9 protein-coding genes and 1 pseudogene are annotated in these 11782 nt (G+C 69.4%); 6 read left to right on the forward strand and 4 right to left on the reverse strand.

The window, feature by feature from the left end; all coding sequences use genetic code 11:
* Positions 1 to 519: pseudogene (locus AC1VAN_RS01890) on the forward strand (hypothetical protein); the annotation flags it as partial.
* On the forward strand, positions 516 to 2321 hold the full coding sequence (locus AC1VAN_RS01895) for a hypothetical protein (protein ID WP_032978389.1): 1806 nt from the start codon (positions 516 to 518) through the stop codon (positions 2319 to 2321). The pseudogene AC1VAN_RS01890 and the gene AC1VAN_RS01895, both read left to right, overlap by 4 nt.
* Before the next feature lie 96 nt (positions 2322 to 2417).
* Here the strand turns inward: AC1VAN_RS01895 and AC1VAN_RS01900 are convergent, their stop codons facing one another.
* Positions 2418 to 3083 carry a hypothetical protein gene (locus tag AC1VAN_RS01900; protein ID WP_032978392.1) on the reverse strand — a complete coding sequence of 222 codons (666 nt, stop codon included), beginning with the start codon at positions 3081 to 3083 and terminating at the stop codon, positions 2418 to 2420.
* A 37-nt stretch (positions 3084 to 3120) separates the two neighbouring features.
* Entirely contained in the window at positions 3121 to 3651 is a 531-nt protein-coding gene (locus AC1VAN_RS01905) for a hypothetical protein (RefSeq protein ID WP_442251730.1), read from the reverse strand.
* Positions 3652 to 3899: 248 nt separating this feature from the next.
* Here AC1VAN_RS01905 and AC1VAN_RS01910 point away from each other — a divergent pair, with 248 nt between their 5' ends.
* From AC1VAN_RS01910 to AC1VAN_RS01925, 4 genes are all read left to right on the forward strand, one after another.
* A complete protein-coding gene (locus AC1VAN_RS01910; protein ID WP_478013553.1) occupies positions 3900 to 5120 on the forward strand; it encodes a hypothetical protein in 1221 nt (406 codons plus the stop codon).
* An 83-nt stretch (positions 5121 to 5203) separates the two neighbouring features.
* Entirely contained in the window at positions 5204 to 7693 is a 2490-nt protein-coding gene (locus tag AC1VAN_RS01915; RefSeq protein ID WP_480985165.1) for a DEAD/DEAH box helicase, read from the forward strand.
* The gene (locus AC1VAN_RS01920; RefSeq protein WP_223497409.1) at positions 7690 to 8709 is read left to right on the forward strand and encodes a ribonuclease H-like domain-containing protein; all 1020 of its coding nucleotides are present in this window, start codon (positions 7690 to 7692) and stop codon (positions 8707 to 8709) included. The genes AC1VAN_RS01915 and AC1VAN_RS01920 overlap by 4 nt, the downstream gene beginning before the upstream one ends.
* 89 nt (positions 8710 to 8798) lie before the next feature.
* Positions 8799 to 9122 (forward strand): I78 family peptidase inhibitor, encoded by a 324-nt coding sequence (locus AC1VAN_RS01925; protein WP_025876032.1) that lies wholly within the window; start codon positions 8799 to 8801, stop codon positions 9120 to 9122.
* Positions 9123 to 9206: 84 nt separating this feature from the next.
* Here the strand turns inward: AC1VAN_RS01925 and AC1VAN_RS01930 are convergent, their stop codons facing one another.
* Entirely contained in the window at positions 9207 to 11150 is a 1944-nt protein-coding gene (locus tag AC1VAN_RS01930) for a M56 family metallopeptidase (protein WP_480985166.1), read from the reverse strand.
* Between the two features lie 3 nt (positions 11151 to 11153).
* Positions 11154 to 11540 carry a BlaI/MecI/CopY family transcriptional regulator gene (locus tag AC1VAN_RS01935; RefSeq protein WP_442251726.1) on the reverse strand — a complete coding sequence of 129 codons (387 nt, stop codon included), beginning with the start codon at positions 11538 to 11540 and terminating at the stop codon, positions 11154 to 11156.
* Positions 11541 to 11782: the final 242 nt, after the last annotated feature.

Below are 11782 nucleotides of genomic sequence, written 5' to 3' on the forward strand. Positions count from 1 at the left end.
GACCAGATGTGGTCGGCCGAAGGCGAGCTGCGCCAGGGCCGCCCCGAGCAGGCCCTGCCGTTTGCCTACAAGGCGCTGGCGTTCATCAAGCAGGTGCAGCAGGCCGAGCGCATCTATCTGGCGCGCGTCGGCCCGGAGCTGCCGCCGATCGACGAGAGCCGGCGCCTGAGCGGCGACCGTGCCGGGCTGGCCAGCCGCGACCTGCCGCTGGCCGCGCGCACGCCGCCCGATCCGGCCGTCGTCGAGGCCTGGCAGCGATTGGGCGACGAGGACGGCACTCCCGATCTGGACATGCTGGCCACCTGGCAGCAGCGCAACAACGCGTTCCTGCCCGATGCACTGGACCTGGCCGCCGCCATCGAACAACTACGCATCGACCCCGGCTGCACCGAGTGCCGGCAGCGCCTGCGCGCGCAGCTGTGGCGCGCACTGCAGCGGCCACTGCCGCAGGTGATGCGACGCCGTGCGGCAGATGCCATGGGGCAGCGCTACCTCGACGCTCTGGAAGCACAGCCATGAGCACATCGCCATTGAACGTGTGGGTCGCAGTGGCGCTGGCGCTGATCGTGCTCGTCGCCAGTGCACGCCAGCTGCGTTCGCCCACGCAGAGGCGCGGCCGTCTTATCGCCGTGCTCACGCTGCAGGCGGCCGCCGCTGCGCTGCTGTACGTCTGCCTGCTGCCGCCCTCACAGCGCGCCTCCCTGGCCGGCCTGGTGGTGATCGGCGCCGGGGCCGACAAGACCGGTGCACTGCCCACCGGCGGCACCCGGGTGCTGCTGCCGGAAGCAACCGATATGGCCGGTGCAGCGCGCGTGCCGGACCTGGCCACTGCACTGCGCCGCTATCCGTCCTCCACGGTGACACTGATCGGTGCCGGCCTGGCCGCGCGTGACCGCGATGCCGCACTGCCCGCCGACACGCGCTGGCAGGCACCCCCTGCAGCCAACGGATGGATCGCCCTGCAGCCACCCGCGGACGCCGCTCCCGGTGCGCGCTTCGACGTGCACGCACAGGCACGTGGGGTAGACCGCGCGCAGGCCGAACTGCTGGACCCGGCCGGTGCGGTGGTCGATCGTGCACCGCTGGCGGCGGACGGCCATGTGCAGCTCAGCGGCATCGCCCGCGCCGAGGGCCGCAGCGTGTTCCAGCTGCGCCTGCTGGATGCGCAGGGCCATGTGGCCGACAGCGTGCCGGTGCCGCAGCAGACGCTGGCCGCCGCTCCGCTGCGCGTGCTGGTGCGCTCGGCTGCCCCCGGCGCCGAACTGAAGTACCTGCGCCGCTGGGCCACCGATGCCGGCATCCGCGTGCAGGTGCAGGCCGAGACCGGCGCAGGCCTCAGCCTGGGCGACGGCAACGTGGCGTTGGACGCCTCCACGCTGGCGCGCAGCGATCTGCTGCTGCTCGACGAACGCAGCCTGGCTGCGCTCGGTGCCGCTCAGCTGGCGGCCGTGCGCCAGGCCCTGCGCGATGGCCTGGGYCTGCTGGTGCGCAGTACCGGCGCGCCATCAGCCAGCGCACGGCAACGCCTGCGCGATCTCGGCCTGCCCGTGCAGGGCGATGCCAGCAGCCAGGTTGCGGCAATGCCCGGCGAGGGTGACGCGACGATGTTGCAGGCACGTCGCGGGCCGCTTGCCGCCGGCACCCTGCCCACCACTGATGGCGAAGACGCCGACCGCGCGTCGCACGCCGCGGCGCTGCCGGCGCTGGAGTACCTGGCGCTGCAGGCAGCCGACAGCCGCCCCCTGCTGCAGGATCGCGACAGCAAGCCCATCGGTGGGTGGCGCGCCGTCGGCAAGGGGCGCATCGGGCTGCTGCCCATCACGGACAGCTGGCGCTGGGTACTGGCCGGTCGCGAGGATCGCCACGGTGAGTTGTGGAGCACAGTGTTCGCCTCCCTCGCTCGCGCGCAGCCCGGTACCGAAGGACCGTGGTCGACACAGGCACTGGCCTGGGCCGGCGAACGGCAGTCACTGTGCGGCGTGCAGGCACCGCTGCGGGCCTTCGACGGACGCGGCGATGGCGTGCCGCTGATCGTCGACAGCACCACCGGCACAACACGATGCGCGGGCTGGTGGCCGCGCCAGGCCGGTTGGCAGCGCCTGCAGCACGGCGACCGCACGCAGTGGCGCTACGTGTTCGATCCGAAGCAGGCCCCTGCCCTGCACCGGCAGGCGATGATGGATGCCACCGCGCAGCGGCTGGCCACTGCGGCGCCAGCAACCGCGCAGGCGAGCCAGCGTGTACCAGGGCCGCGCTGGCCGTGGTGGCTGGCGTTCGTGCTGTGCGCATCGCTGCTCTGGTGGCTTGAGCGCCGACGCTGATCCCGGGGTTGATCCCGGGGTCGGATCCCTTTCGCCTGCGAAAAGGCCCTGATCCCGCCGATTGGATCGCGAACACCATCCACGCAWGGCGTGGMTCTACTTGCGCCGATACACACCGTTGAAGCGCACGTTCATGCCGCCGCACTCGCTGTTGTCGGCCACGATCAGCACATCGCCCAGCAGCTGCGCGTGCACCGTGCAGGTGTCCTCCACGAAGTCGACCTGGGCACCACGCGGTACTGCCTGCGCGCTTACCGCGCCGATGTTCGGGCCGCCCGGGCGTTCTGCCGGCGTCGGGTTGGCCGAGGGCCAGTAGGCATCGCCTTCCACGTGCAGGCGGCCGTCACGCACGCGGATGCGCAGGCCGTTGTCACTGTCCTTCCAGTCTCCCGACCAGGCCTGCAGCGTCGGCGCGGGTACCGGCAACGCCTGCAGCTTGCTGCGATCCACCCAGCCTGCGCTGCCACCCACCTTGTTCGGGAAGAACGCGCAGCGGTAGCGACCAAGATCACGCCCGGTCACCACCGTGTCGCCACTCACCACGTAGCTGCGCTGGCGGCAGGCGGGTTCGCCCTTGGCCGGGCAGCCGTCCATGTCGCCCAGCAGGAACAGGCGCGGCGTGCCCACCACCTTGGCCAGGGCAAAGCCCGATTGTTCCGAAGGGAACGCGCCATTACGGCACGAACCGCCATCGGTCAGGTCGCTGGCGGACGCGGCAAGCGGGCTCAGCGTTGCAAGCAGGAACAGGGTACGCAGCGGCATCCAGGCAGCCTCGAAGGGAAGGCCCGCAGGATAACGCCTACTTCTCCGGCGGTGCGCCGCAACCATCCTGCTGGGCGCAGAACTGCAGCGCGCGCCGTTGCTGCTCGGCGCTCAGTTCCGGTGGCGGCCGCGCGATGGCCGACTGGATCTGGTCCGGGCCACCCGTGATCTTGTTCAGGCCCTTGGCCGCGGCCATCACGCCCTTGACCACGCCCATCATGATGTAGCCACCGCCCATGCTGACCTGCTCGGGCGACGGCGGCTCACTCCAGTCGCGGCTGAAGCGGTTGTTCTCCGCGCGCATCGGGTTCTTGAAGCGGTACAGGTCCAGCGGCTGGTCGTCTTCGGGCTTGAGCGCGCGCACTTCGCCCAGCGTGGTCACGTTCCCCTGCGCAGGCGGCAGGACCACGGGCGCGTCATCAGCAGCGGGCGGCACGGCAGGCGCCGGTACGGGTTCAGGCGTGGGCAAGGGTACGGCCGCCGGCGTCGTCTGCTGCGCGTGCGCGATGCCCGCCAGCAGCACCGCGGCCAGAAGTGCTCCCTGCATTCCACGTCGTGCCACAGCCATCCACCCTGTTGGTTGCGTCCAGCAACCAAGGATACGGATGCAGGCTTCAGATTTCGTTGGAAGCGCCGCCGGCGTTCAGCTTGTGCCCGTCCTCACGGTTCCGCGCAGCCGCCACGCACCTTGCAATGATTTGCATTGCGCACGCCGAAGCATGCCATGAGCCTGCAGGCCCCTCTGAGCACCTTCACGCCGATGAGCCTGCCACCGCCCCGCTGCTGCGATCACTCACGCCTGCTGGGATGCTGCTGATGTCGCCCGCTGCGACCCTCCTCCTGCTTGCGGTGCTGCTGGCGATGCTGGTGGCCTGCTACCTGCAGTGGGCGTCGGATGCACGCGCTGCCCTGCACCTGCTGCGGCGCAATCCCCCCTCACGTCCGCTCACCGAAGATGAAGATGCTGCACTTGCCACGCTGCGTGCGCTCAGCGGGCGGACGCACGACACACAGGTGCGCGTGCTGTCGGGGGCTTTCAGCGGACCGTCTGGCTTCGGCAACCGCCCCTTCCATTCGGCCTGGCTCGGTGACGTTGCCGTGCTGCTGCCATTCGATGCCTGGCAGCATGTTGCCGTAGACAATCACGCAGAGGTCGTCCTGGCTGGCGACGCCGCTCTGGTAGTCCGCTTGAATGGATTCCACATTGTCGGTGCCCGGCACCGGGTGGCTGCCGAGGAAGCCGAGCATGCGGCCGCCTTCGAGGGACCACTGCAACGCAAACGGCGCATCGTGCGGCCAATTGCTGCGTGCGCGGTCCACGGACAGCGGCTGGAGACGGCGGCCGAAGTGGCGATGCGCCGGGGTGATGGCGTTCGCTGGCCGGGCATTGTCATCGCGCTGCTTGCGCTGGCGGCGCTGCCCGCGCTGCAGATCGACGTCGCGCTGTGGTGGCGGCTGTTGCTGGGTCTTCCGCTGTGCGCCGTGGCCGGCACCGCCGTGTGGATGGCATGGCCACGCCAGCGTGGCCCAGGTGCGCCGCAACCGGTTCTGCAGCTCAGCGGCAGGCTCAACAAGCTCATGCTGCACCCACACCATCCGCCCTGCTGGCTACTGGGCAGCGACCACCGCGTGCAGCTGCCTGCGGAGTGGCTGGCGTCCAAGCGTTTCCGTAGTGGGCAGCACCTCACACTGGATATCCGCCAATGCGATGGCATGGTCCTGGGCGCGGGCCGGGAGTGGTCCCTGGCCGAGGACCGTGTCCGGTTTTCCTCCGCTGGGGCGACGTGGAGCCTGGCATGGCTGGGGTTGATGCTGTGCGTACTGCTGTTCGGCGGAATGTTCATCGAACTGCCGGCGGGCATCTCCCGGCAGCACACCCGTGATGCGCTCAGGCTGATGCATGGAGTGTGGTGGCCGCTCACCGCCGCCACCGGGCTGTGGCATCTGGTGCAGGCCATCCATCGGTGGCGCCGGCACCTGCGGTGCCACGCACGGCGCAGCGCGGCACTGGCTGCACGCATGCCACCAACGCGCTGAATGGTTCACGCCGCCCGCTGCGGATGTCTCACATCGTGAGACCCATTTGTGGTGCCATGTGATCCCCTGAAAACCCACTTCCCATGGCCTACGAACTCGCCAAGCGCACCGCCGATGCGGAGCAGCAGCTCGCCACCCGCGATGGCCTGCCCGCGCGCGATGGCGCACTGCTCAGTGCACGCCTGCAGCGCCGCTACCAGGATCGCATCACCGGCAGCTTCGCCATTCCCGGCCGCGAAGGCCGCTATGCGCCGATTCCTGATTCCGTGCCACCGGCCCTGACTGCGGCACTGAAGGCACGCGGCATCGAGCAGCTCTACAGCCACCAGGCCGAGGCATGGGAGGCCAGCCAGCGTGGCGACCACGTCGCCATCGTTACCCCCACCGCGAGCGGCAAGTCGCTGTGCTACACCCTGCCGGTGGTCAGCGCTGCCATGCAGGACAAGGCCAAGGCGCTGTACCTGTTCCCTACCAAGGCACTGGCACAGGACCAGGTGGCCGAACTGCTGGAGCTCAACCGCGCCGGCGACCTCGGGGTGAAGGCCTTCACCTTCGACGGCGACACCCCCGGCGACGCGCGGCAGGCGATCCGCCTGCATGGCGACATCGTGGTCTCCAACCCGGACATGCTGCACCAGGCGATCCTGCCGCATCACACCAAGTGGGCGCAGTTCTTCGAGAACCTGCGCTACATCGTCATCGACGAAGTACACACCTACCGCGGCGTGTTCGGCAGCCATGTCACCAACGTGCTGCGCCGGCTCAAGCGCATCTGCGCGTTCTACGGGGTGCAACCGCAGTTCATCCTGTGCTCGGCCACCATCGGCAACCCGCAGGCGCATGCCGAGGCGCTGATCGAAGCACCGGTCACCGCCATCACCGAATCCGGTGCACCCAGCGGGCCGAAGCAGGTGCTGCTGTGGAATCCGCCGGTGATCAACCCCGACCTGGGCCTGCGTGCCTCGGCGCGCTCGCAGAGCAACCGCATCGCCCGCATCGCGATCAAATCCGGGCTGAAGACGCTGGTGTTCGCGCAGACCCGGCTGATGGTGGAGGTGCTGACCAAGTACCTGAAGGACATCTTCGATCACGATCCGCGCAAGCCACCACGCATCCGCGCCTACCGCGGCGGCTACCTGCCCAYCGAGCGCCGCGAGACCGAGCGTGCGATGCGTGCCGGCAACATCGACGGCATCGTCAGCACCTCGGCGCTGGAACTGGGCGTGGATATCGGCAGCCTGGACGTGGTGATCCTCAACGGTTACCCCGGCAGCGTGGCTGCCACTTGGCAGCGCTTCGGCCGCGCCGGACGCCGCCAGCAGCCCGCACTCGGCGTGATGGTGGCCAGTTCGCAGCCACTGGACCAGTACGTGGTGCGCCATCCGGACTTCTTCGCCGAGGCGTCRCCGGAACACGCACGCATCGCGCCCGACCAGCCGTTGATCCTGTTCGATCACATCCGCTGCGCGGCGTTCGAACTGCCGTTCCGGGTCGGCGATGGCTTCGGCCCGATCGATCCTGAGGTGTTCCTGGAAGCACTGGCCGAAACCGAGGTCATCCACCGCGAAGGCGAACGCTGGGAGTGGATCGCCGACAGCTATCCGGCCAACGCGGTCAGCCTGCGCGCGGTGGCCGATGGCAACTTCGTGGTGGTCGACCGCAGCGATGGCCGCCAGCAGATCATCGCCGAAGTGGACTACTCCGCTGCAGCGCTGACCCTGTACGAGGGCGCCATCCACATGGTGCAGTCCACGCCCTACCAGGTGGAAACGCTGGACTGGRAMGGCCGCAAGGCCTWCGTCACCCGCACCCACGTGGACTACTACACCGACAGCATCGACTTCACCAAGCTCAAGGTGCTGGACCGTTTCGATGGCGGCGTGGCCGGCCGCGGTGATTCGCACCATGGCGAAGTGCACGTGGTGCGCCGCGTGGCCGGTTACAAGAAGATCCGCTACTACACCCACGAGAACATCGGCTACGGTCCGGTCAACCTGCCCGACCAGGAACTGCACACCACCGCGGTGTGGTGGCAGCTGCCGCAGGCGCTGCTGCTGCGCGCCTTCGCCAGCAAGCAGGATGCGCTGGATGGGTTCCTCGGCGCCGCCTATGCACTGCACATCGTAGCCACGGTGGCGGTGATGGCCGATGCGCGCGACCTGCAGAAGTCGGTGGGCAACGGCGATGGCACCTGGATCGCGATTGCCGACCAGAGCGGGCGCGGCCAGCTGCGGGGCAGCGATGGCGAGCCTGGCGCGGTGGAACTGCTGCAGGAATTCGTGCCGACCGTATACCTGTACGACAAYTTCCCCGGYGGCGTSGGCCTGAGCGAGCCGCTGTGGCAGCGCCAGGSCGARCTGGTGCAGCGCGCGCGCGAACTGGTACAGCGCTGCGACTGCAAGGCGGGTTGCCCGGCCTGCGTCGGCCCGGTGCTGGCCGCGCAGGAACAGGATGAAACCTCGCCGCGTGCGCTGGCGCTGCGCGTGCTCGACCTGTTCGATGCGCAGGCCTGCCAGCAGGTGGCCGATGTGGTGGTGAGCACGCGCGACCCGATGGAGCTGATCGCCCCGTGAGCCTGAGCCTGGACAAGCTGCGGCTGCTTCGCAAGCAGGCGGGTGACCCGAAAGCAGCCACGCCTGCCGCGCCGACGCAGCAGACGCCGCCGGCACTGATGGCCGCCAACGATGCGCGGCAGCCACCGGCCGAGCGTTCGGTGTTTGCCTGGGTGGAACAGGAGATCCGCCACAAGCCGACCGGCACCGCCACCACCACGCCTGCGCCGGCAACACTGCGACGGCCCGAGGTCGGCAGCCTGCATCGCCTGCTCGGCATGCGCTCGCGGGGTGGCCCTGCGCCGGCACGCGCCAGCGCGCAGGATCGCCAACTGCCCGGCAACGAGATTGCGCCCGGCCTGTTCCTGATCGAGTCACTGCTGCCGCAGCCGATTCCCGCCATGCCGCTGTCGCTGGCCTTCGCCAAGCGCGAGGGTGAGCACGTGGCTGCGCGCGACCTGCTGTTCTTCGATACCGAGACCACCGGCCTGGCCGGCGGCACCGGCACCCGCGCCTTCATGATCGGCGCCGCCGACTGGCATGTGTGCCCGCAGCGTGGCGAAGGCCTGCGCATCCGCCAGCTGCTGATGTCGACGATGGCTGCCGAGGAGGAGATGCTGGCCGCTTTCGCCAGCTGGCTGCAGCCGCATACCGTGTTCTGCAGCTACAACGGCCGCAGCTACGACGCCCCTCTGCTGAAGACGCGCTATCGGCTGGCCCGCCAGGCCGATCCCATCACCGCGCTGGACCATGTCGACCTGCTGTATCCCACTCGCCGCCGTTACCGCGGTACGTGGGAGAACTGCAAGCTGTCCACCATCGAGCGGCAACTGCTGCGCGTGGTGCGCGAAGATGACCTGCCCGGCTCGGAAGCCCCCGCCGCATGGCTGCGTTACCTGCGTGGCGGTGATGCGGTGAATCTGCGCCGGGTGGCCGACCACAACCACCAGGACGTGGTGACCCTGGCCCTGCTGCTGCAGCGGTTGGTGCGGGAAGAGCAGCGCGAACGGGAGACCCTGGCGCTGGTAAGCGGATGAACGGAGAGGGCGGATCCAGGCCGCGTTGACATCACTGACACAGGGCTCGGCGACACTGCCGCTACTGAACACCACCCAGGAGTACTGCCATGCGTCGATCCCCCCTGCTGCTGCTTGCGGCCATCCTGCCGCTGGCCGCCTGCAGCCATGCCGGTGGCAACGCCTCCGCCGATGCCGGCAGCCTGCCAGCCAAGGTGTCCGATGGTCCGCAGGAGTGCCGCCCCGAGGCGCTGGACGCATTCACCGGCAAGACCGCCGACGAAGCGACGATCAAGAAGCTGGTGGCCGACAGTGGCGCGCGCAACGCACGCGTGGTCAAACCGGGGATGGCGGTGACCATGGACTTCCGCCAGGACCGGGTGACCGTGCAGGTGGACGCACAGAACCGTATCGAGCGCGCCAGCTGCGGTTGATGGGGAGCGCCGGGCCCTGCCCGGCGGATTCCATTCGCATACGCGCAGCTGCGGGCGCCGGGCATGGCCCGGCGCTCCGCTCTGTCAGAGCCGCTCGGCCTTGCCGCTGGCCAGCGCACGCGCGATGACCTGCTCTGCCTGCTTCGCTGCCTGTGCCTGCAGCCGTGCCTGGCGCTCACCCAACGCGGCCTGTTGACTGCCCAGTGCCGCCTGCTGGCTTCCCAGCGCGGCCTGCTGGCTGGCGAGTCGGCTCATCTCGCGGCTACGCTCGGACTGCAGCGCCTGGTTGCGGGCAACCTGTGATGCGCGCTGTGCTTCGGCCRCAGCCTTGCGTGCAATCGCCGCATCATCCACCGCGCCGCGTGTAGCCCGCGCCGCTTCGGCTGCCGCTTCGCGATTGATGTCGCGATCATTGATCGCACTGCGTGCAGCCCGCGCGGCGGCGAGGGCGATCTCACGCGCCTCTTCGCCCTGCAGCCTGCCCAGCTCGCCCTGCTCGCGGCCGAGCTGGCCCTGCTGACGACCCAGCACACTCTGCTGGCGCCCCAGTTCACTCTGCTGGCGGCTCAGGTCGACAGCGCCGGCATAGGCACGCTGCAACGACTGGATCAGCATCGGATCGCGCACGACGTAGCGCTTGTCGCCCTGGCGAAACCACAGGGCGGGGCCGTCACCAAGCCGGCTGCGCGCCTGCATCACATCGTCCATGCCGGCATTGGCGAACGCCTGGCCGTGATCGACGAGAACGAAGGCCTGCTGTGGCGGCGTACCCAGATCCAGCTGGCCATGGGTGACGATGGTGGTCTGCGAGTGCGCATGGGTGCCTGCGTCCTGCTCCTCGTCTTCATTGACGTCGGCAGGTTCCTCAGGCTCGGCGGGTTCTGCCGGCTCGGCCCAGTCGGCCGGCTCTGCCGGTACCGCTGCGGCAGGCGGCGCTGCCGGTGCCGGGGGTGCTGCGGGCGGCGGCGGCGGCGCTGGCACAGCGCGCGGCGGTGCCGGCGGTGCAGGCGGGACCGGCGCGGCCACCAGCCGCATCGGCGCCACACCCACGGCCAATACAACCAGCGTCAAGCCGACGGCCAGCAGGCGCGGGCACGCCCGGTGCGACTGCAGCGACAGCAGGCGGCGCTTGAGGCTGGTGGTGCTGGGCGCTGCGCTGGCCACGCCGAGGTGTGGCTGCGGCGCCACACCCAGCTGCAGCAGCAACCGGCCATAGGCATGGCGGCTGGCACCGTGCTGGCCGACCACCGCCGCATCCACGGCTTCCTCGCGGGCCTGGGCGTATTCGCGCACGGCCAGGCGCAGCAGCGGATGGAAGAAGAACAGGTGCTGGGCCAAGGCAGGCAGCAGCCCCCACTGCAGGTCACGACGCTGCAGGTGTTGCAGCTCGTGGGTCAGCGCCAGGTCCAGCGCATCGCCCTGCAGCGCGTTCATTCCCGCCGGCAGCAGCAGCACCGGACGGAACGGCCCGACCAGCTGAGGCGCGTCCACCTGGTCGCTCATCCACAGGCGCGGCGCGCGGCGCAGGCCGTGCGCATCCGAGGCCAGCTGCAGCGCCTGCACCAGCGCCTGGTCCTCGCACGGATACGACGCCGCCAGCAGCGCACGGCAACGGCGCCATTCGCCGAAGGTCCGCAACGCCATCAGCAGTACACCGGACATCCACAGCGCTGCCAGGGCCAACGCCCACCAGGCCACCGGGGTGCTGCCGACATCACCCATCGGCGTGTTCGCCAGCAGGTGCGCCGATGCCTCCGGTGCCATCGTATATATCGCGTCCGCCGCAAGATCCACGGTCGTCACTGCCACCGCATCGGGTGCGGGCAACCAGGCCAGCTGCAGCGGTTGGCTCCACAACAGACCGACCACCGCCTGCAGCGACACCAGCCACCACAACCGGCAACGGGTGGCCGCCGCCAGTGCCGGCAGCGCGCGGCACAGCAGGTACACCAGCGCCACCAGCAGCACGGTCTGCAGGCTCGTCCAGCCCAGCCGTTCCAGCATCGGAATCAACATCGAGGTATCCATGGCTCAGTCCTCCTGGCGACGCGATTGCAGTTCGGCCACCAGCGCTTCCAGTTCGGCCAGTTCGTTGTCGCTGACCTTCTGCCGCTGCGACAGGTACGCCACGAATGGCGACACCGAGCCCTGCAGCGTGTTGTCGACGAACTGGGCAACGGCGCCCTGCAGCACGCTCTCCGGGCCACGGGTGGGCTGGTAACGGTAGACACCCTGCTGCTGCCTGCGCTGCAGGTAACCCTTGGCGCGCAGGCGCTCCATCATCGTCAACACGGTGGACCGGGCCAGTCCGCGCGGTTCGCCATAGCCGCTGGCGACCTCGCCGACGCTGGTCGGTGCCTGCTCATCCACATACTGCAGCAGGGCCAGTTCCTGGTCCCCGATGGTCTTGCCACGCATGACAACACTCCCTTGACTACACGTGTCGCTACTGTTGCCATGACGACACCTGTAGTCAACCCCCCGGAAGTCATGGGCCGACGAACGGTAGGGCGCGCAGCCGGCTTAAACCTTTTACGCCGGGCGCGCATCCGACCCATGGCCTGTCGCCTGCGGCAGCCGTCATCGCCGCCGATCTTTCCGCCCTCCGGGAACCCGCATGCCTCGCCAGACGCTACGAACCCTGCTCATGATCATCAGCC

The organism is Stenotrophomonas sp. 05L44_2 (genome assembly GCF_056665995.1).

Bases quoted from the DNA above. Each gene is read 5' to 3' on its own strand.
- AC1VAN_RS01900 (WP_032978392.1), bottom strand. From the start codon at position 3,083: ATGCCGCTGCGTACCCTGTTCCTGCTTGCAACGCTGAGCCCGCTTGCC.
- AC1VAN_RS01905 (WP_442251730.1), bottom strand. From the start codon at position 3,651: ATGGCTGTGGCACGACGTGGAATGCAGGGAGCACTTCTGGCCGCGGTG.
- AC1VAN_RS01910 (WP_478013553.1), top strand. From the start codon at position 3,900: ATGTCGCCCGCTGCGACCCTCCTCCTGCTTGCGGTGCTGCTGGCGATG.
- AC1VAN_RS01925 (WP_025876032.1), top strand. From the start codon at position 8,799: ATGCGTCGATCCCCCCTGCTGCTGCTTGCGGCCATCCTGCCGCTGGCC.
- AC1VAN_RS01935 (WP_442251726.1), bottom strand. From the start codon at position 11,540: ATGCGTGGCAAGACCATCGGGGACCAGGAACTGGCCCTGCTGCAGTAT.